Annotated in this window: 19 protein-coding genes; 7 read left to right on the top strand and 12 right to left on the bottom strand. The window is 60.0% G+C overall.

Translation table 11 applies throughout. The features are described from left to right. Positions 1-2: 2 nt before the first annotated feature. From ACL2XQ_RS20200 to ACL2XQ_RS20185, 4 genes are read right to left on the bottom strand one after another with little or no spacing between them, the layout of a single operon-like run. On the bottom strand, positions 3-1,703 hold the full coding sequence (locus tag ACL2XQ_RS20200) for a dipeptide ABC transporter ATP-binding protein (protein WP_413732115.1): 1,701 nt from the start codon (positions 1,701-1,703) through the stop codon (positions 3-5). After that, positions 1,703-2,593 (bottom strand): ABC transporter permease, encoded by an 891-nt coding sequence (locus ACL2XQ_RS20195; protein ID WP_413739623.1) that lies wholly within the window; start codon positions 2,591-2,593, stop codon positions 1,703-1,705. Before ACL2XQ_RS20195 ends, ACL2XQ_RS20200 begins: the two co-directional genes overlap by 1 nt. Beyond that, a complete protein-coding gene (locus tag ACL2XQ_RS20190; protein ID WP_410013898.1) occupies positions 2,590-3,534 on the bottom strand; it encodes an ABC transporter permease in 945 nt (314 codons plus the stop codon). The genes ACL2XQ_RS20195 and ACL2XQ_RS20190 overlap by 4 nt, the downstream gene beginning before the upstream one ends. 35 nt (positions 3,535-3,569) lie before the next feature. Then, on the bottom strand, positions 3,570-5,249 hold the full coding sequence (locus tag ACL2XQ_RS20185) for a TIGR04028 family ABC transporter substrate-binding protein (RefSeq protein WP_413739622.1): 1,680 nt from the start codon (positions 5,247-5,249) through the stop codon (positions 3,570-3,572). A 357-nt stretch (positions 5,250-5,606) separates the two neighbouring features. Between ACL2XQ_RS20185 and ACL2XQ_RS20180 the strand changes: the two genes are divergently transcribed. The 3 genes from ACL2XQ_RS20180 to ACL2XQ_RS20170 are packed head-to-tail and all read left to right on the top strand — an operon-like array spanning position 5,607 to position 8,132. After that, complete coding sequence (locus tag ACL2XQ_RS20180; RefSeq protein ID WP_413732118.1) at positions 5,607-6,632, top strand: methionine ABC transporter ATP-binding protein; 1,026 nt, start codon at positions 5,607-5,609, stop codon at positions 6,630-6,632. Beyond that, positions 6,625-7,293 (top strand): methionine ABC transporter permease, encoded by a 669-nt coding sequence (locus tag ACL2XQ_RS20175; protein ID WP_413721242.1) that lies wholly within the window; start codon positions 6,625-6,627, stop codon positions 7,291-7,293. Before ACL2XQ_RS20180 ends, ACL2XQ_RS20175 begins: the two co-directional genes overlap by 8 nt. 20 nt (positions 7,294-7,313) lie before the next feature. Continuing rightward, complete coding sequence (locus ACL2XQ_RS20170; protein WP_413739621.1) at positions 7,314-8,132, top strand: MetQ/NlpA family ABC transporter substrate-binding protein; 819 nt, start codon at positions 7,314-7,316, stop codon at positions 8,130-8,132. 38 nt (positions 8,133-8,170) lie between these two features. Here the strand turns inward: ACL2XQ_RS20170 and metQ are convergent, their stop codons facing one another. Then, positions 8,171-8,986, bottom strand: coding sequence for a methionine ABC transporter substrate-binding lipoprotein MetQ (metQ, locus tag ACL2XQ_RS20165; protein ID WP_413739620.1), 816 nt, complete (start codon positions 8,984-8,986; stop codon positions 8,171-8,173). A gap of 342 nt (positions 8,987-9,328) precedes the next feature. Here metQ and ACL2XQ_RS20160 point away from each other — a divergent pair, with 342 nt between their 5' ends. Beyond that, positions 9,329-10,342 (top strand): AMP-binding protein, encoded by a 1,014-nt coding sequence (locus tag ACL2XQ_RS20160; RefSeq protein WP_413729612.1) that lies wholly within the window; start codon positions 9,329-9,331, stop codon positions 10,340-10,342. Here the strand turns inward: ACL2XQ_RS20160 and ACL2XQ_RS20155 are convergent. From ACL2XQ_RS20155 to ACL2XQ_RS20135, 5 genes are all read right to left on the bottom strand, one after another. Further along, positions 10,337-11,065: an SDR family oxidoreductase gene (locus ACL2XQ_RS20155; RefSeq protein ID WP_413729613.1), complete on the bottom strand. Its 729-nt coding sequence runs from the start codon at positions 11,063-11,065 to the stop codon at positions 10,337-10,339. The two genes, ACL2XQ_RS20160 and ACL2XQ_RS20155, sit on opposite strands and share 6 nt — an antisense overlap. A 17-nt stretch (positions 11,066-11,082) precedes the next feature. Continuing rightward, positions 11,083-12,024 (bottom strand): AEC family transporter, encoded by a 942-nt coding sequence (locus ACL2XQ_RS20150; protein WP_410013906.1) that lies wholly within the window; start codon positions 12,022-12,024, stop codon positions 11,083-11,085. Positions 12,025-12,066: 42 nt separating this feature from the next. After that, on the bottom strand, positions 12,067-12,747 hold the full coding sequence (locus ACL2XQ_RS20145; protein WP_413739619.1) for an NAD(P)H-binding protein: 681 nt from the start codon (positions 12,745-12,747) through the stop codon (positions 12,067-12,069). A gap of 26 nt (positions 12,748-12,773) precedes the next feature. After that, positions 12,774-13,070 (bottom strand): DUF1330 domain-containing protein, encoded by a 297-nt coding sequence (locus ACL2XQ_RS20140; RefSeq protein ID WP_410013908.1) that lies wholly within the window; start codon positions 13,068-13,070, stop codon positions 12,774-12,776. A 112-nt stretch (positions 13,071-13,182) separates the two neighbouring features. Further along, positions 13,183-13,932, bottom strand: coding sequence for an SDR family NAD(P)-dependent oxidoreductase (locus tag ACL2XQ_RS20135; protein WP_410013909.1), 750 nt, complete (start codon positions 13,930-13,932; stop codon positions 13,183-13,185). Between the two features lie 129 nt (positions 13,933-14,061). On the opposite strand from ACL2XQ_RS20135, the gene ACL2XQ_RS20130 reads away from it, so the two are divergent. From ACL2XQ_RS20130 to ACL2XQ_RS20120, 3 genes are all read left to right on the top strand, one after another. After that, positions 14,062-14,406 carry an ArsR/SmtB family transcription factor gene (locus ACL2XQ_RS20130; protein WP_410013910.1) on the top strand — a complete coding sequence of 115 codons (345 nt, stop codon included), beginning with the start codon at positions 14,062-14,064 and terminating at the stop codon, positions 14,404-14,406. 339 nt (positions 14,407-14,745) lie between these two features. Further along, positions 14,746-15,498: a hypothetical protein gene (locus ACL2XQ_RS20125; RefSeq protein WP_410013911.1), complete on the top strand. Its 753-nt coding sequence runs from the start codon at positions 14,746-14,748 to the stop codon at positions 15,496-15,498. Positions 15,499-15,664: 166 nt separating this feature from the next. After that, a complete protein-coding gene (locus tag ACL2XQ_RS20120) occupies positions 15,665-16,225 on the top strand; it encodes a DUF1003 domain-containing protein (protein WP_410013912.1) in 561 nt (186 codons plus the stop codon). Between the two features lie 33 nt (positions 16,226-16,258). On the opposite strand, the gene ACL2XQ_RS20115 is transcribed toward ACL2XQ_RS20120, so the two are convergent. Then, positions 16,259-17,224, bottom strand: coding sequence for a 2-hydroxyacid dehydrogenase (locus ACL2XQ_RS20115; RefSeq protein WP_410013913.1), 966 nt, complete (start codon positions 17,222-17,224; stop codon positions 16,259-16,261). A gap of 175 nt (positions 17,225-17,399) precedes the next feature. Next, positions 17,400-18,842 (bottom strand): aldehyde dehydrogenase, encoded by a 1,443-nt coding sequence (gene aldA / locus ACL2XQ_RS20110; RefSeq protein WP_410013914.1) that lies wholly within the window; start codon positions 18,840-18,842, stop codon positions 17,400-17,402. Positions 18,843-18,873 lie beyond the last annotated feature (31 nt).

Here is an 18,873-nt window from a genome sequence, read left to right as displayed (position 1 = left end):
GCTCATAAGGTGTCCCCTGGTTGCAGCCGTACGACGTCATGATCAGGTCGCCGGCCGGGTATGGCATTGATCAATTCCCGGGTGTACGCGTCGCCGGGCTGGCTGAAGATGCGCCCCACGGCGCCGGCATCCACCTGGCGGCCTTTGTACAGCACGGAAACGCTATGGGAAATCTGGCGCACGATGGCGAGATCGTGGGAGATGAATAAATACGTCAGGCCCAACTGCTGCTGCAATTCCTGCAGCAGCGCCAGGATCTGCGCCTGTACCGTCACATCCAGCGCCGAGGTGGCCTCGTCGAGGACCAGGATGCGCGGCCGCAGGATCAGCGCGCGGGCAATGGCCACGCGCTGGCGCTGGCCGCCGGACAGTTCGCGCGCTTTACGATCCAGCAGCGCCGGCGGCAGGGCGACGCGTTCGGCCATCTCCTCCACCCGCCGGCGGCGTTCGCTTGTGCTCAGCGGGTCGAAATTGCGCAGCGGTTCTTCTATAACGTTAAACAGACGCTGCGACGGATCAAGGGAACCGAAGGGGTTCTGGTAGACCAACTGGATTTTCTGGCGTAACCGGCGCAGCGCCTCTCCCCGCAGCCCGGTAATCTCGGTGCCGTCGACAAACGCCCGCCCGGCGTCCGGCCGCTGGAAACCCAGCAGGATACGCGCCAGCGTGGTCTTGCCCGAACCCGATTCACCCACCAGCGCGTGGGTGGTGCCCTGCGCCACGGTAAACGACACCTGGTCCACCGCGCGCAGGGGCGCCGCGTTCTTGCCGCCCAGCGCAAAGGTTTTGCCGATATTCTCGACCACGATCGCCATCGGCGCGGCGTCCTGCCGGGGCAGGGGGGGACGGGCGCGCGCCGACAGCGCCGGGGCATCGTTAAACAGCTGGCGGGTATAGTCGTTTTTGGGCGCGCGCAGCACCTCCGCGGCCGGCCCCTGCTCTTGTATCCGCCCATGGCGGAACACCAGCAGGCGATCGGCGCGCTCGGCCGCCACCGCCAGATCGTGGGTCACCAGCAGCACCGCGGTGCCGAATTCGCGCCTGAGCTCATCGATCAGGTCCAGGATACGTTTTTGCACCGTGACGTCCAGGGCGCTGGTGGGTTCGTCGGCGATAATCAGCGCCGGGCGCAGCGCTATGGCGATGGCGATCAACACCCGTTGTTTCATGCCGCCGGACAGTTCGTGAGGATACTGATGAACGCGCAGCTCGGGATGCGCCAGCCCGACGCGGGTTAACAGCGCGATGACCCGGGCATCGCGCGCCTTGCGTGGCATACGGCCGTGGATGGCGAGGATTTCCGCCACCTGGCTGCCGATGGTCTTGACCGGATTAAGGGAACTGGTCGGGTCCTGCGGGATCAGGCTGATGCGCGCCCCGCGCAGGGCGTCGAGGCGACGCTGCGGCCAGCGGGCGATGTCAACGCCGTTAAGGCGGATGCCGCCTTGTTCCAGCCGGCCGTTGTCCGCCAGCAGGCCGATAATCGCCTGGGCGATGGTGGTTTTGCCCGAGCCGGACTCGCCTACCAGGGCCACCACTTCGCCGGCGCGGATGCGAAACGAGACGTCATGCACCACGCGCCGACGTTGCCCCCCCGCCTCGTAGGCGATGCAGACCTCATCCAGCTCCAGCGCCGGCTCTGCGCTATCGCGCGCGGCGGCGGGCTTGCCGCCCAATCCGGGTAAAGCGTGCAGCAGGCTCATCAGCGGCTCCTGGCAAAAGACTGACTGATACGGTTGGCGGACAGCACCACCAGCACCACCACCACGCCGGGGAAAGTGGTCAGCCACCAGGCGGTGGAAATATAGTTACGTCCTTCGGCAATCAGCAGGCCCCATTCCGGCGTCGGCGGCGGCGTTCCGTACCCCAGGAAGCTCAGCGTGGAAATAGCCAGGATGGCGCTGCCGAACTGCAGGGCGGAAAACGCGATAACCGAGGTCAGGGAATTGGGCAGGATATGCCGCCACAGGACGGCGCCAAAGGTGCCGCCGCTGCCGTAGGCCGCCTCGACGTAATCGCTGTGGCGCACCCGCACCACCTCCGAGCGGGCGAGCCGGGTAAAGTTCGCCACCGAGGTGACGCCCACGGCGATCGCGGCATGCACGGTGCCGAAACCCAGCAGAATAATAATACTCAACGATAACAGCAGCCCCGGTATCGACAGCAGGACATCGATAAAACGCATGATCAGGCTTTCGGCGATGCCGCCGGTGGCGCCGGCCACGACGCCAAGCAGCGTGCCCAGCACCAGTCCCACGCTCACCGCCACCAGGGCGCCCGACAGCGAAAACGCCGCGCCGTAGACGATGCGGGCATAGAGATCGCGTCCCAACTGGTCGGTGCCGAGCCAATGATCGGCGCCCGGCGCCAGCCGCTGGGCGCCGGTTATGCCTTCGGTACCGCTATAGGAGGTAAACAGCCCCGGCGCTATCGCCCAGCAGAGCACGACGGCAATCACCAGCCAGGACAGCAGCAGGCCGGGGCGCACTGCGGGCAAAGGCCCCCGGCCACGGCGCGCCGTGGCGCCGGCGCCGGCCGATGGCGGCGGCTCGGTGGGGGTCGGCGCGGGGGTATTCAAAGGCAAGCTGCTCATGGCGCGGCCTCCGTCTTGGTGTTCACCCGGGGATCGAGCAGCGGATAGACTAAATCCACCGCCAGGTTAATGGCGACAAAGGCCGCGCTGGAAATCAGCACCAGCGCCTGCAACACCGCCACATCCTGGTTATTGACCGCCTGCAGGGTAAGCTGGCCCAGGCCGCCGCGGCCGAACACCGTTTCGGTTATCAGGGCGCCGGCAATCAGTTCGCCCAGCAATAGGCCGGCCATGGTCAGGGCCGGCAGGGCGGCGTTGCGCGCCACATGGCGCCACAGCACGCCGCCGCGGCTGCCGCCCTTGGCCCGCGCCACCGCCACGAAGGGCAGTGTTTGCACCTCGTCGATGTTGCGGGAAAGGATCTGCGCCAGCGGGGCGGCAATCGGCAGAGCCAGGGTGATAACCGGCAGGATCAGCCCCTGCCACTCGCCGGGATTGACGACCGGGATAAGCCTGAGCCGGAAGGAAAACAGCTGGATCAGGGCGATGCCCAGCCAAAAAGTGGGCACGGAGATAAACAACGAGGGCAGGGCGTGCAGCAGCGATCGCAGCCAGGGGAACGTCGTCAGGCTCGACAGAAACGCTATGCCGAGCGCCAGGGTCGCCGCCACCAGGAAACCGGCGGTCGCCAGGCGCAGCGTGGGGGGCAGATTGGCGGCCAGCAGTTGCGTTACCGGCACGCCGGCCTGCACCGAGTACCCCAGATCGCCGCGCAGCACATTGCCCGCCGCGTGCAGATACTGTTGCCATAAGGACACATCGGCGCCGTACGCGGCGCGCATATCCGCGATTTGCGCCGCGCTCAGGCCCATATCCGGATCCTGGAATTTTATCAGGACGGCATCCCCCGGCAGCACCTGCAATAAGATAAAAGAAACGGTGAAGGCCGCCCAAAGCACCAGCAGCGCCTGTCCGATACGTGCGGAAAAATAACGGTTCATTCTGGCCTCCTGGGCGTTAGGGCCGCCGGCGCGGTTTAGTGTTTTTCCAGCCAGGCGCCGTAAAACGACGGGCGTCCCACCGCCTCGAAGCTGACGCCTTTCAGATAGGGCGCGCCGGCAAAGACCTGCGGCTCTTCAAAAATCGGGATAACATAGGCCTGTTCGAGCAGATAACGTTGGGCATCGCCCGCCAGACGCAGCCGTTTTTGCCCGTCCACTTCCGCTGAGATGGCCACCAGCAGCGCGTTAAGCTTATCGTCGCTAAAGGTGTTCACCTTGCTGCTCAGACCGCCTTTTTGCAGCAGCGCGTCACGATTGGTGGGGTAAAACTCGCTTTTAATCACATCCGGATCGGCGCGGCCGACTTCCACCACGTTGACCGGGGTTTTCAGCGGGTCCAGACTGTCCGCCGCCTTGCTGCCGGCATCGCCGGCCAGGATATTCAACCGCGCTCCCACCTGTTTCCACTGCTGCGCCACCAGTTGCAGGACTTCTTTATTTTGCGGCTGCGGCGGCGATTCATAGATGGTCAGCGCCAGCGGCCGGCCGTCTTTCTGGCGCACGCCGTCCGCGCCCGGCGCCCAGCCGGCCTCATCAAGCAGTTTTTTCGCCTGCTGCGGGTCAAAAGCCAGTTGGTCCGCCAGGTTAACGTAGCCGGCCGCCGTGGCGGCTATCACCGACGTCGCCTGGGGATAGTGCGGCGAAAACAGGGTTTCGACGATCTGTTTGCTGTTGGTGGCGCGCAGCAGAGCCTGGCGGACCCGCACATCGGCCACCAGGGGGTTATCCGGCCGGAAGGAAATGCCGTCGTTGACGCCGCGCGTCGGCGCGGCGTACAGGTTAAACTGCTGTTCGGCGACCTGTTTCTCGTCGTAGGCCTGGACCTGGCGGATAAAATCCGCCTGGCCGGCCAGCAGCGCGCCGATGCGCACGCTGTCTTCCGGCGTTATCAGGTATTTGATGCCGTCAAGATTGGCCCGCCCCTGCTGCGGCAGATTTTTTGGTCCCCAGCGGTAATCCGGCCGCGCGGCCAGATCCACCTCGCGGCCCAGGGTTTCCCCGCTGACCACAAACGGCCCGGAGCCGATGATATGGCGGGCGTCGCCCAGGGCATCGAAGTTTTGCGCCAGCGTGCCGAGCGATACCAGCCCCGATCCGATGGTGGCGGTGCCCTGCAGGAAACCGGGCGATGATTTTTTAAAGATGAATTTCACCGTCAGCGGGTCAATCACTTCGCTGTGATCGTAGTTGTTGATAACTTCCGACACCGGCAAGTGATGTTCTTTATTGCCCAGGCCAAAGGTATCGAAGTTTTTCGCCACCGCGTTGGCGTCAAGAGGCGTGCCGTCCGAGAAGGTGACGCCGGGGCGGATTTTAAAGGTGTACTGCGTTTTATCGTCGTTGGTGGTCCAGGATTCGGCGATCCAGGGCTCAATGGCCAGCGTTTGCGGATTTTGATAGGTCAGCTTATCGGTAATCTGGTTCAAAATGCCGCCGTTGGGATAAAAACCGCCGGCCGGCGGGTAAAGATTGGTGTGCGCCTGCTGCTCCAGATAAATCAGCGTGCCGCCCTGTACCGGGGTGGCGGCGCTGGTTGTCTCTGCGGCCGCCGCGGCGGCGAGGCTGAGCAGCGCCAGCGTCAGGCCCGTGACGCGGAAATGTTTGAAGCCATTAAAACCAGGATGCTTGTTGTTGGAACGGTTTTTTTTCTGCATGACGAACCCTCAGGCGAAACATGGGAGCCAATATCGGGTAAATACCGCGCCAGCAGAACAGATATATTCAAATATCCATTGCCGGAAAAAGCATAACCAAATAACAATCCTGGCTAACTTTATAATAAATACAGCTAAGCGATCCCTGGCCTTTAATAAACGCGTTATAAACCGGCGTTCGCCAAATAGATAGAAGAATAAAATATATCTCATATTTTATTGTTTCTTCTGCCGCGACGAAGCTTCCCCTACTATCCCGAACATTATTAGCATCTCAAATAATGATTAAAAAATAATCAGTGAAATTAATCATCAGCTTAACGCAGTCCCGGCAGGGGTAATAAGGATCGACGGGTTATGATCGTGCTGACGAACGTGAGCAAGATATTCGACGGTGATAAAACGCCGATCGTGGCGGTGGATAATGTCAGTCTGCGCGTAGGGCGCGGCCAGATTTACGGTATTGTCGGCTACAGCGGCGCGGGCAAAAGCACGCTGGTGCGCCTGCTGAACGGGCTGGAAAAACCCAGCGCCGGCGAGGTATGGGTGGCCGGCCAGGATATCGCCCGCGCCGGCGGTGAACAGCTGCGCCAGGCGCGGCTGAAAATCAGCATGATTTTCCAGCATTTTAACCTGCTGTGGTCGCGCACGGTCAGGGACAATATCGCCTTTTCCATGCAGATAGCCGGCGCGTCCAAAGCCGCCATCACCGCGCGGGTGGCGGAACTGGTGGCGCTGGTGGGGCTAGAGGGCCGGGAAAACGCCTATCCCTCGCAGCTCAGCGGCGGGCAAAAACAACGGGTGGGCATCGCCCGGGCGCTGGCCAACAATCCCGAGGTGCTGCTGTGCGACGAGGCCACTTCGGCGCTGGATCCGCAGACCACCGACAGCATTCTGGATTTGCTGCTCGACATTAACCGCAAGCTTACTCTCACCATCGTATTGATTACCCACGAGATGCATGTCGTGCGCAAAATCTGCGGGCGGGTGGCGGTGATGGAGGCGGGGCGCGTGGTGGAGGAAGGCGAGGTGCTGGAAGTGTTTACCCATCCCCGGCAGGAGATCACCCGGCAATTTGTCAGGCAGGTCAGCCAGTATCAGGAGATTGAACAGGGCTTTAACCCGCTGCTGGTGCAAAACCTGCCCGGCGCCATCCTGAAGCTGACCTTTGTCGGTCTGAGCACCCATCAGCCGGTGGTGGCGGAGCTGACGCTGCGTTATCAGCTGCCGTTTAATATCCTGCACGGCAAGATGACGCAAACCGCCAGCGGCGTGTTCGGCGAGCTGTGGCTGCATGTGGCGGCCGATGAGGCGCTGCTGGCCGCTATCCTGGCCGATTTGGCCCGCCACGGCATCGCCACCGAGGTGGTAAAACATGCTTGAGTCCCTGTTTCCCCATCTGCGCATTGACCAGCTTTGGGCGGCAACCGCGGATACGCTCTATATGACCGCATTGGCCGGCCTGGCGACCTTCGCCCTGGGCATCGCCCTTGGGCTGGCGCTGTTCCTCACCGCCCGCGGCGGCTTGTTTGCCCATCGCATTGTGTATGGCGCGATCTCGGTGCTGGTGAATGTGTTCCGTTCCATTCCCTTCATTATATTAATCGTGCTGCTGATCCCGTTTACCAAAATCCTGATCGGCACCATCCTGGGCGCCAACGCGGCGCTGCCGGCCCTGATCGTCGGCGCCGCGCCGTTTTACGCCCGCCTGGTGGAGATCGGACTGCGCGAAGTGGATAAAGGCGTGATCGAGGCGTCCCGCGCCATGGGCGCGCGCCCCGCCACCCTGATCTTTCGCGTGTTATTGCCGGAGTCCTCGCCCGCCCTGGTGTCGGGCATCACCGTCACCCTGATAGCGCTGGTCAGCTACAGCGCCATGGCCGGGGTGATCGGCGCCGGCGGGCTGGGCAACCTGGCCTATCTGGAAGGATTCCAACGCAACCATAACGATGTCACGCTGGTGGCGACCGTGATGATTCTTATCATCGTGTTTGTTATCCAGCTGCTTGGCGACGTCATTACCTCACTGCTTGATAAACGTTAAACAGACCGGGATACCACATTATGAAAAAAAGCCTGACACTTATAGCCGCCGCCACCCTGACCGTCCTTAGCCTGTCGGCTCAGGCCCGGGCGGATACCCTCACCGTCGGCGCTTCCAACGTGCCGCACGCCGAGATCCTTGAGCAGGCCAAACCCATCCTGGCCAAACAGGGCATCGACCTTGAAATCAAACCCTTCCAGGACTACATCCTGCCCAACACCGCGCTGGCGAGCGGCGATATCGACGCCAACTACTTCCAGCATGTGCCGTACCTGAACAGCGTGCTCAAGGATCACGCCGGCGACAAGACCTATGATTTCGTCAGCGCGGGGGCCATCCATATCGAGCCCATCGGCATTTACTCGAAGAAATATAAAAGCCTGAAGGCGCTGCCGCAAAACGGCAAGGTGATCATGCGCGATTCGGTGGCGGAAGAAGGCCGCATCCTGTCGATTTTTGAACGCGAGGGCGTGATTAAACTGAAACCCGGCGTCAGCAAGGTGGACGCGCGCATTACCGATATCACCGACAATCCGAAGCATCTCCAGTTTCTGCCGAATATCGAAGGATCCCTGCTGCCGCAGATGTATAACAATAACGAGGGCGACGCGGTGGTCATCAACGCCAACTATGCCATCGACGCCGGGCTTAACCCGGTTAAAGATCCCATCGCGGTGGAAAGCGGCGAAAATAACCCCTATGCCAATATTATCACCGTCCATCGCGGCGATGAAAATAAGCCGGATATAAAAGCCCTGGTCAAGGTATTGCATTCCAAGACCATCCAGGATTGGATCCGCGAAAAATATAAAGGCGCGGTAATCCCGGTTAATAATTAATAACACGTGTACAGGGCCGGTAAACCGGCCCTGTGGCGTTACCAGCCCTTTACCGCGTCGCCGTGATAGATTTTATCCGCCGCCGCGGCCACTTCATCGGTTTGATACGCTTTCACCAGGTTTTTTATCTTATCGCTATCCTTATTGTCTTCCCGGGCCACGATCAGGTTGACGTAGGGAGAATCCTTATCTTCAATGAACAGGCCGTCCTTATGGGGGGACAGGCCGATTTGCGTGGAATAGTTGGTATTGATGATGGCCGCGTCGACCTTGCCGTCGTCAAGCGTGCGCGGCAGCTGCGCCGCCTCGATTTCGACAATTTTCAGGTGCTTCGGGTTGGCGGTAATATCAAGCGAGGTCGGCAGCAGTCCGGTGCCGTCCCTGAGTGTGATCAGGCCGTTTTTCTGCAGCAGCAGCAGCGATCGTCCCAAATTGGTCGGATCGTTGGGGATGGCGATTTGCGCGCCGTCCGGCAACTGGCCGATGGCATGGATTTTGCGCGAATAGCCGGCGATGGGGTAGACAAACGTTTTGCCGACCGCCGCCAGCTTATAGCCGCGCTCCTTGATTTGCTGATCCAGGTAAGGGCCGTGCTGGAAGGCATTGGCGTCGATATCCTTGGTGTTCAACGCTTCGTTCGGCAGCACATAATCGGTGAATGTCACCACCTCCACGTCCAGGTTGTACTTATCCTTCGCCACTTTTTTTACCGCGTCCCACAGCGGCTGGTCGATGCCCGCGCTGATGCCTACCTTGATATGGCCGGGGTTTTTATCCGCATTATCGCATGCGCTTAACAATAGGGGGATGGCCATCATGCCGGCAAGGGCGATGGTTTTATAGGTGAGTGTCATGTTACCGCGACTCCAGAATAGGTCAATGGCCGGAGAATTATCCGGCTGGGTTGAAGGTGTGGGCAAATCCGGCGGTCAGCCCTGGGGCATGCGCTTTTATTAAAGGTTACAGCAAATGACAGGGGTAATATATTGCTGAAAGTGCATTAATAAATGATGAATTGTTCTGAGCATTATTGTCGATTAAGAAATAAGAAAATCGTATATAATCAATAAGTAACTATTTTTCCTGACGTTAAGTGAGATAATACTCACAGAACTATAATTTTTACTTTAATTAATAAAACTGCAACAGTATTTGGCCCATAATGTTAACATGACTCCCCGCGCTCAGGTGCCCCCATGGTTCAGTTACCGGTTCATTCCGCCGTTCGTTTTTACCCGCAGCGCCTTGCCGGCGCCCCGGCGCCGGACGGTGTGTTAAGCGAGCGCTTTTTGCGCCAGACCGTGCTGAACAAAAGCAAACCGGCGATTATTACGCTGGACCGCATCCTGAGCTATGGCGAACTGGCCCGCGATGCGCGCTCCCTGGCCGCGCATCTGCGCCGGCTGGGGGTAGGACATGAAACGCCGGTGGGGGTATTATTGGCGCCGGGCATCGAGCATATCACCGCCCAGGCGGCCGTTATACTGGCCGGCGGCAGCGTGGTGCCGCTGGACGTGTCGCTGCCGGACGAACGGCTGGCCGCCATGCTGCGCCAGTGGCGGGTGCTTTTTACCCTGACCGATGCGCCTTGCCGGGAGCGGGCGCTGGACACCCGTTTGATCATTCTTGAGGATATCGCGGTGGGCGACGGTAACGATAGCGATTTTATGCCGCAGCCCACGTCCCTGCCGCAGCGCACCCACCTGCTGGTGACGGCGCAAACCGGGCGGCCCGCCAGCCGTGAGCTGGACGCGCACAGCCTTGTCGGCCAGGTCATCAATCGCCGGCACGTGCGGGTTAATCCCGACGATCGGGTAGGCTGCATCGCCGCTGCCACCGGTTGTGCCTATCAGCTCGAGGTCTGGGGGGCGTTGCTTAACGGCGCGGCGGCGGTGGTGCTGCCGCAGGATATCGTGCGCGATGCTTCCCGCTTAACGGCGGCGCTGGCGCAGTTCGCCATCAGTATCCTGTTTATTCCCGCCGCCCTGTTTAACCAGGTGGCGCGCAGGTATCCGGATGCTTTTCGCGGCTTGCAGTACCTGCTGGTGGAAGGCGACGGCCTGGATGACGCCAGCCTTACCCGGGTCATGCAGCACGGGGCGCCGCGCCATGTATTAAACGGCCGGCCGGCTGCCGGCAACGCGGCGCGCTCCTTATATCACGAGATCCCCTCCGCCGGCGCGGCGGCGCATACCGCGCGCCCATTATGATGAACGCTGATCCCACAGCTGCTGCATTTGCGCTTCTATCGCCGCGGGATCACGCCTGAGGCTATCCCACACATCCCGGGCGCGCTTATCGGCCAGCACATGCTCCCGATCGTGGCGGATGCCCTCCAGGGTTTGTTCCGCCACCTGCGCGGGCGATACCTTGGCGGCGTCGATGCCCGCGGTCATATCGGTATCGATAAACCCGGCGTAGACGCCGATAACGCGCGTTCCCTGCGCCCGCAGCTGGATGCGCGCCGCATCCGTGATCGACAGCGCCGCATGTTTCGACGCGCCGTAGGTGGCGTTAAACGGCGAGGTGAACCAGCTCACCACGGACAGCATATTGACCAGGGCGCCGCCGCCGTTTTTCGCCAGCACCGGCGCAAAGGCGGTCATCATCGCCAGCAGCCCGAAGACATTCACGTCCATTTCCCGGCGCATGGCGTCGCCGGCACCCGCGGCCAGTATCGGGCTTTGCAGCAGGATGCCGGCGTTGTTGACCAGGAGGGTCACATCCGCGCACGCAAGCGCCGCCGCGGCAACATCGGCCGGCGAGGTCACGTCCAGCTTCACCGGTGTGAGACGCGGATCGGTAATGGCGGCTGGATTGCGCGCCGCCGCGTAAACCTTGGCCGCGCCCGCGTTGAGCAGCGCCTCGGCATAGGCCTTGCCAAGCCCGCGGTTCGCGCCGGTCACCAGTGCGATACTGCCTTCTATCTGCATAATGTCTTCCTCCGCGTTTATCCCTGCATCAGCGTCAGCAGGGTGGTGATGATGATAATGCTGATAAATATCGACAGGGAACCGGTAAAACTGGATACCGAGCCCAGGGAACTGCACCGGGCGGTAAACATCGGCGACAGCGCGGATACCGGGGCAAATACCGCCACCGCCAGCACCTGGCGGATTTCAAGCGGCAGCGGGGTGCCATAATAAAACAGCGCGGCCAGGAGGGCGCCGGCGCCATAACGCAGCGCCAGCACCTTAGAGACGTTTTTCAGCTGCGACCGGTCAATATTGATTTCAAGCATCATGCCGATTATCAGCATGGCGATAAAAGGATTGGCGTTGCCGACGATAGACGTCAGTATGGTGACCTGGCTTGGCAGATGGTAGCCGCACAGGGCCGCTACCAGCAATAGCATATAGACGTCGAACGGAATAGAGGAAAATAAGCGCTTGAAGGTATTTTTCAGGCCGGTATTAATACCGATGACATTGGACGCGGCGACATAACTGCCGCCGGTGCAGATAACCGAATTACCCGCGTCAAACAGGCAGGTGGCGACGATGCCCACCGGACCGAGGAAGCTTTGCACGTAAGGCAGGGTAAAACACCCGATATTGTAGCCGGGCGAATTGATCATATAAAATACTTTGGTGTCATTGTCGCGTTTGCGGGCAAGAAGATAGCCCGCCGCCAGCAGCAGGATATTACAGAGAAATCCAATCAGCACCAGAACCAGCAGGGAAGGGTCCACTTCAAAGCTGGCAAAGCCGGTAATGACCGCCGCGGGCAGCGTGAGGTTCATCATTATTTTCGATAAGGCGATGCTATCGGATCGCTGCAGCACGCCGTATTTTTTTAACAGATAACCGACCACGATAATAAAAAAGAACGAGAAGGCTTTAATGAGGACGTCAAGCATATCATGGCCCAGGCGACATAATGTATTCATCATACATTACCGGCTATAGCCATTACACCGTTTTATGACCGGACGCTATTTTGTTTTTGCCGTATGGGAAACAGCGTATATATCCCCGGTTTCCAGCACCGGACGGGAGAAACCGCGCCGGGCAAGGTTAAGCATGGCCAGGCCCAGGGTTTGCGTGGTCAGGATACGGCGGGGAAACAAAGGCCTAAACAAAGACATCACCGGCGTCAGCAGCAGGTAAAGCACGCGGTACAGCGGCGTTTTCGACCGCGCGCCGTGTTTAGGCAGGATGATGCCGGGGCGAACAATATAGACCGCTTTCAGCGGCAGGCGTTGCAGGGCGTTTTCGGTGCCGCCGCGTACCCGCTGCCACATGGTGCGGCTTTTTTCCGCACTGTCGGCCCCCGCGCCCGAGAGATAGACAAAGGTCGCCGCCGGGCTTATCCGCGCCAGCGCCTGCGCGGCGGCAAGGGTCATATCATGGGTAATGGTCGCGTAGCGTTGTTCGTCCATGCCCACCGAGCTGACCCCCAGGCAAAAAAATGCGGCGTCGATACCGCCGAGCCGGTGCGCAATCGCGTCATACTGCAGCAGCTCGGTGTGGATCAGGGTTTGCAGTTTGGGATGTTCCACGCGCGGCGCCGAGCGCCCCACGGCGACGACCGCCGTCACGTCTTCAGCCAGCAGGCATTCCCGCAGTACGCCCTGGCCCACCATGCCGGTGGCGCCCCAGATCATCACTTTCATGGTTTCTCTCCGCGGGCGCGGCCGCGTTATTCGCCTTCCACGCCCTGGATGATAAACGTCCGGTAGGTCGCGCCGCGAAACCGGTGCGCCACCGCCTCCTGGTACTCGGGACTATCATACCAGGCTTCGGCCGCCTCGAAGGTGGGAAATTCCAGGATCACCGCGCCTTCCACCGCGCCGCCGTCGGTATGGCGCAAACGCCCGTACAGCGCCAGGGGAACAGGCTGATGGATAGCGGTGCTTTTTCCCGCCTTCTCGCCGTAGATTTTCATTTGTTCTGGATCATTTACCGCTTCACGTACCGCAACAAAATAGGCCGGCATAGTCGCTCCCGGGGTGTGAGGGGCAGGGGCGTCGCCGCCGCCGCCGGATAAAGGGGTATCCCGGCCGGACAGGCGTCCGGGCCGGGCTTATCGGTAAGGTGCTCGCCGGCCGTCAGCGCCAGCCGCCGGAGGCGCTGATGCGTTCGCCGGTCAGCCAGGCGGCGGCGTCAGACACCAGGAACAGCGCGACGGCGGCAATATCCCCCGGCAGGCCGAACCGGCCCAGCGGCGTCTGCGCAATCAATTCTTTTTCAAAGTCGCTGCCCACTATGCCTAACCGGGCGGCGCCTTCGGTTGCCACGCCGCCCGGCGCGATGGCATTGACCCGGATGCCGCGTGCGCCCAGTTCCCGCGACAGGCCGACCGTCAGGGTATCAATCGCCCCTTTGGTCGCGGCATAAATAGCCGAGCCGGGGGTGGGGTGGGTGCTGATCGCCGAGGTAATGTTGATAACACTGCCGCCCTGGGGATTAAAATACTTTAGCGCTTCCCGCGTCGACAGGATAGTGCCGAGCACATTGATATTAAACTGGCGGTGGAACTCCGCCTCGGTCACCTCTTCAAGCGGTCCGAAGGCGAAGACCCCGGCGTTGTTTACCAGCACGTCCAGCGCGCCGTAGGCGTCCCTGGCGGCGCTGAACACGCGCTCGACATCCGCCGCGTTGCCCACGTCGCCCTGTACGGCAATCGCCTTGCCGCCGTCGGCGACGATCCCGGCGACCACTTTATCCGCATCCTCGCGGCTGGCGGCATAATTAACCACAACCGACGCGCCGGCGGCGGCAAAGCTTTTGGCGATAGCGGCGCCAATGCCCTTGGATGCGCCGGTGACGACGGCGACTTTACCTTGCAACTGACTCATAAGCAGACTCCGGAGGGTGGATAGGATGAAGTACGTTAGTTCGGAATTTATGAACTATCTTAGTTCGTAAAGTATGAACTATTGGACACCTTGTCAACAATCTGCTATAAATTTTTTATGAGACCGATAATGCACCCCGCGCCTGAAGACATTACCGTAGAGGGGATTTTGCATGCCCTGTCCGATCCCCTGCGCGTTCATATCTTCGCCGAGATCGCCCGGGCCGGGTGCGCCCGGCCCTGTTCGGCGTTTCTTGCGTTCAGCGATCGCGCCGTGCCGAAATCCACCTTGTCCCAGCACTTCAAGATATTACGGGAAGCCGGCCTGATCCGCAGTGAACGCAAAGGGGTGGAAGTGCGCAATACGTCCCGGCTTGACGATCTGCAGGAACGCTTCGGCCCCCTGATCCAGGCCATCCTCACGTCCTACGCCGCGCAGTGCGCCAGAGAGCGCGACAATACGACTTCTGTTTAATAATTTTATTGCAGTATATGAATATATCCCGCCGATAATATAAGTAATATACAATCGTAACTCTTCTCGCCGGCACGTCCGCGCTAGTAAATCCGGGTAATGGATATTTATGTTATCGTTATAGATAAATATTATTAAATACGAAGGAGTTTTATGGTGAATTTTATACCGTCAAGTATCGCGTGCTTATTAAATAAAATTCCGACTGATGACATCACTGGAATGAATGCAAATCATAAGGGCGCTTGCAATAAAAAATTAAATAATATCGTTTTCGCCGCCAATGATAATAGCGTATTCGTCCCTGTGATCACAAATCAACGCCCGATGAATAGACGGGTGGCTTTAGTCTATGGTTTTGCTAATGTCCGTAATCTTGACAGCGGGGACGGCGTGACTCAATTTACCCTTGATCAGCTTAACCAGGCGCTGGGTATCACTACCGAGCAACTGGATTATCGTAAAATCAGGCAACTACGCCTGGGGGTTGCCATTAGCCGCCGCAGGGTGAGGCGTTTTACCGTATTAACGGGTATCGACGGCGCGACCGCCAAAATGTTGCTGATGTCATGGCGTGACTTTTTACGGGATAATTATGATTTTATATCCGTAAAATCTCGGTTGCTTGAGAAAATAGAAAAATGCCGGATCTTAGGGAGGAATTGCGAGTGCGCAAAAAACATATTGCTTAAAAACAGCCCTTCCAGGCCGCGCTTTGATGACGGGTTATGGCGGGATACCAGAGCGCTGGCGAGAAAATTTATACGGCGGGGCGATGTGGCGGGTTTTAAAGCCTTGCGCAGGCGCGGCGATAAAAACAGGCCTCATCTGGCGGGGGCGATAAAAACGATGCTATTAAGACGTATCATCAAGCTGGGGCTGGAGTGGAGCAATTATTATAAGATTATGGTTAATTTCGATGTGAATTTCCGGCACCAAACCGCCATGAAAATTGAAGGCCGTCAGGATGAGCCGTATTGGCCGCTGACGTATTCCGCCTATCGCTATTGCCAGCGGCAATTGCATGATCACGTGAGTATCCGAATCGTGCCCAGCGCTTACGCCGACACCACGCCGATCCTGCGGATGTGAGGGTAGGTCATGGGGAAACCGGGCGATCGCCCGGTTACATATTATATGTGCCGGTTTCCGCGCGCCGGCAACTATAATGGGCGCATGCGTCAACGGCCGAGCTCGGCCTTTGGCATAACCGGTATTATCAGCAAGATAAACATCATTGCCCCGGATGAGAAAAACCATGGAAAAACCGACTTCAGCCGCCACGCCCGACGCCGCGGACGCCGCGCCCGCAAAGATTGATCATCTGCGTTTCCACCGCCGTCACGCCCATTTGTCCGCGCCGTTCGGCAACGGCTGGTTTGCGCGTAAGGCGGAAGGTTTCGCCCGATTCTTCGGCACGCCGATGTTTTTAGGGGCGCAGACGCTGATCGTTATCGCCTGGGTATGCATCAATACCTTTGGTTTCGCCAAATTCGATATCTATCCGTTTATCCTGCTTAATCTGGCGTTCAGTCTGCAGTCGGCCTATGCCGCGCCGCTGATCCTGTTGGCCCAGACGCGCCAGGCGGAGCGGGACAAGGCGCATGCCGACGCGGATGCCCAGCATCGCGAGGCGCTGGCCGTCGCCAATGCCGAACGCCAGGAGCGGGCGGCGCAAACCTCGGCGCAAATCATGGTGCTGCTGCAGCAAAATACCGAGCTGACCACTCTGACCAAAAACCTGAGCGAGCGCATTGAGATGCTGGCCGCGGAATTGCACAAAAAACTGTTGCTGGATGCGCCAACACCCCAGGGGTGACGGATCGCCGCCCGTGGTTAACGACGGCTGCGATCAGTTGGCCGCATTGGCCGGCATCCTGCCCGCCAGAATACCCACCAGTCCGTCGCGCAGCAGCGACGCCATGCGCAGGCGCGTGGCAAGCGTGGCGCTGCCCAGATGCGGCAGGCCGAATACGTTGTCCATCTGCCGGTAGGCGGGATGGATATCGGGCTCGCCGGCGAAAACGTCCAGCCCGGCGGCGGCCACGTGGCCCGCGTTGAGCGCGGCGATCAGCGCGTTATCGTTGATAATGTCGCCGCGCGAAATATTCACCACCACCGCGCCCTTGGGCAGCTGCGCCAGCAAGGGGGCATCCACCACGCCCCGGGTTTCCGGGGCGGGCGGACAGGCTATGCAAAAGTAATCACTGTGCGCGGCGAGGTCGGCGAGGGAATCGTGATACACGGCGTGTTGTTCGGCCGCGGGCGGCAACCGGTGCCGGTTATGGTAATGAATTTCCATATCAAAACCGCGCGCGCGCCGGGCAATGGCCTGGCCGATGCGGCCCATGCCGAAGATCCCCAGGCGCTGGTTCCAGACATCCTTGCCCAACAGCTGGTCCGGCGCCCAGCCCGGCCAATCACCGCCTTTTAACAGACGCAGCCCTTCCAGCGCGCGGCGGCCCGCGCCCAACATCAGCAGCAGGGCGGTGTCGGCGCAGGATTCGCTCAGCACATCCGGCGTAAACAACACCTTGATGCCGCGCGCCTTGGCTGCCGCCAAATCGATATGGTTGGTCCCCACCGAATAGGTGCAGATAGCCTTGATGGAGCGCGGCAATTGTTCGATGGCCTGGCTGTCCAGCGGCATGGCCAGGGAAACCAATAACGCTTGCACGTCGGTCATGGCGGACAGCGACGCCAGGGTGCCTGCCAGCGTGCTTTCCGTGGTATGGCGCAGGGTGAAATGCGCGCTTAATAAGGTATGGGCCTGCGTAAATAGCGGGCAGGCCATAAATAGCACCGGTTTATCAGACATGGTTACCTCGTCGCTTATCTCCGGTCCGGCGGTGCAGGACCCCGCGCGGGCATGCCGCGGACGAGGGTTATTCTAGCGCAGGCGCGGCGGCGGGCCAATCGCCGCCGGGCGCCAGGCCGGCTGGAACCCGCGCCCGGCGCCCGGCAACCCGCTCCGCCGGCGGCGCTGGCCGCCATCAGGCCTGGTATTGCAGGTACACCACATGGGTTTGCAAATACTCTTCCAGCCCGTGGCGTCCGTCGGCGCCGCCGATGCCCGACTTGCGCCATCCCGCGTGGAAGCCCTGCATGGCCTCGAAATTTTCCCGGTTAATATAGGTTTCGCCGAACTTCAGTTTTTTTATCGCCGCCATGGCGGTATTGAGGTTGGTGGTATAAATCGAGGAGGTCAGGCCGAATTCGCAGTCATTGGCCATTTGCACCGCTTCGTCAAGGGTGCGGAAGGTCGTGACCGGCAGCACCGGGCCAAAGGTTTCCTCATGCATGATATCCATCTCATGCTTTACATCCACCAGTAGGGTAGGCTGGAAAAAATAGCCCTTATCGCCCGCCCGCCGCCCGCCGGTGACCACCCTGGCGCCTTGCGCCACGGCGTTATCCACTTTGTCCTGCACGCTTTTCAGCGCGGCCGCGTCAATCAACGGCCCCATATCCAGGTTTTCTTCCCGGGCAGGATCGCCAAAAGTCACCTGGTTAAACGCCGCGGTGAGCCGGGCGATAAAGTCATCCTGAATATCTTCCTGCACATACACGCGTTCGGCGCAGTTGCAGACCTGCCCGGTATTGATGACGCGGGAGGCGACTATCGCCTTGACCGCCAGATCCAGATCGGCATCGTTCATGACGATGGCCGGCGCCTTGCCGCCGAGCTCCAGCGAGACCTTGGTAATGTTTTTCGCCGCCGCCGCCATGGTCTGCTCTCCCGCCGCCACGCTGCCGGTCAGGCTTACCATACCGACTTTTGCGTTGGCCGCCAGCTCCTGGCCCACCACCGAACCCCGGCCGGTCACCAGATTAAACACGCCGCGGGGCAAGCCGGCCTCGTGCACGATGCCGGCAAAGGCAATGGCGTTGTTCGGCGTCAGCTGGCTGGGTTTTACGACGATGGTATTGCCGGTGATAAGCGCGGGCGCCGCTTTGCGCGCCACCAGGAAAAAGGGAAAGTTCCAGGGGAGGATGCCGGTGGTCACGCCGATGGCTTTTTTAAACACAAAAATATTCTCGTTGCGCCGGTCGCTTTGTATGATCTCGCCCTCATAGCGCCGCGCCCATTCGGCCATATAGTCGAGATAATCGGCGGTAAACAAGACCTCGGTCCTGGCCAGGCCCTGGGTCTTGCCCCCTTCGGCCACGATAATATCGGTTAGCTCCTGTTCCCTGGCGCGGATGCCCTGGGCAATTTTATGCAGCCACACGCCCCGTTCCTGAGCCGGCAAGTCTTCCCAATCATGCTGCGCCCGCGCGGCGGCGTCGATGGCGTTGCGCACATCGTCCGCATCGGCGTCCGGTATCTGGGATATGACTTCCTCGGTGGCGGGGTTGAGGACATCAATCCATTTATCGCTGCGGTTGGAAACAAACTCGCCGTCGATATACATCTGTTGCTGTATTATTGCCATCGCTGCAACTCCATTAAGAAATTGTAGGGTT

Origin of the sequence: Sodalis sp. RH14 (genome assembly GCF_047324285.1) — a bacterium.
Lineage (GTDB): Bacteria > Pseudomonadota > Gammaproteobacteria > Enterobacterales > Enterobacteriaceae > Acerihabitans.
The sequence above is the reverse complement of the archived record's forward strand: the minus strand, read 5'-3'. Positions and strand labels throughout refer to the sequence as shown.

Excerpts from the sequence above, each read along its gene's own strand:
- ACL2XQ_RS20180 (WP_413732118.1), top strand. The coding sequence starts at position 5,607 with ATGATCGTGCTGACGAACGTGAGCAAGATATTCGACGGTGATAAAACG.
- ACL2XQ_RS20145 (WP_413739619.1), bottom strand. The coding sequence starts at position 12,747 with ATGAAAGTGATGATCTGGGGCGCCACCGGCATGGTGGGCCAGGGCGTA.
- ACL2XQ_RS20135 (WP_410013909.1), bottom strand. The coding sequence starts at position 13,932 with ATGAGTCAGTTGCAAGGTAAAGTCGCCGTCGTCACCGGCGCATCCAAG.
- ACL2XQ_RS20160 (WP_413729612.1), top strand. The coding sequence starts at position 9,329 with ATGGTTCAGTTACCGGTTCATTCCGCCGTTCGTTTTTACCCGCAGCGC.
- ACL2XQ_RS20155 (WP_413729613.1), bottom strand. The coding sequence starts at position 11,065 with ATGCAGATAGAAGGCAGTATCGCACTGGTGACCGGCGCGAACCGCGGG.
- ACL2XQ_RS20120 (WP_410013912.1), top strand. The coding sequence starts at position 15,665 with ATGGAAAAACCGACTTCAGCCGCCACGCCCGACGCCGCGGACGCCGCG.
- aldA (WP_410013914.1), bottom strand. The coding sequence starts at position 18,842 with ATGGCAATAATACAGCAACAGATGTATATCGACGGCGAGTTTGTTTCC.
- ACL2XQ_RS20150 (WP_410013906.1), bottom strand. The coding sequence starts at position 12,024 with ATGATGAATACATTATGTCGCCTGGGCCATGATATGCTTGACGTCCTC.
- ACL2XQ_RS20195 (WP_413739623.1), bottom strand. The coding sequence starts at position 2,593 with ATGAGCAGCTTGCCTTTGAATACCCCCGCGCCGACCCCCACCGAGCCG.
- ACL2XQ_RS20130 (WP_410013910.1), top strand. The coding sequence starts at position 14,062 with ATGCACCCCGCGCCTGAAGACATTACCGTAGAGGGGATTTTGCATGCC.
- ACL2XQ_RS20200 (WP_413732115.1), bottom strand. The coding sequence starts at position 1,703 with ATGAGCCTGCTGCACGCTTTACCCGGATTGGGCGGCAAGCCCGCCGCC.
- ACL2XQ_RS20190 (WP_410013898.1), bottom strand. The coding sequence starts at position 3,534 with ATGAACCGTTATTTTTCCGCACGTATCGGACAGGCGCTGCTGGTGCTT.
- metQ (WP_413739620.1), bottom strand. The coding sequence starts at position 8,986 with ATGACACTCACCTATAAAACCATCGCCCTTGCCGGCATGATGGCCATC.
- ACL2XQ_RS20185 (WP_413739622.1), bottom strand. The coding sequence starts at position 5,249 with ATGCAGAAAAAAAACCGTTCCAACAACAAGCATCCTGGTTTTAATGGC.
- ACL2XQ_RS20175 (WP_413721242.1), top strand. The coding sequence starts at position 6,625 with ATGCTTGAGTCCCTGTTTCCCCATCTGCGCATTGACCAGCTTTGGGCG.
- ACL2XQ_RS20170 (WP_413739621.1), top strand. The coding sequence starts at position 7,314 with ATGAAAAAAAGCCTGACACTTATAGCCGCCGCCACCCTGACCGTCCTT.
- ACL2XQ_RS20115 (WP_410013913.1), bottom strand. The coding sequence starts at position 17,224 with ATGTCTGATAAACCGGTGCTATTTATGGCCTGCCCGCTATTTACGCAG.
- ACL2XQ_RS20140 (WP_410013908.1), bottom strand. The coding sequence starts at position 13,070 with ATGCCGGCCTATTTTGTTGCGGTACGTGAAGCGGTAAATGATCCAGAA.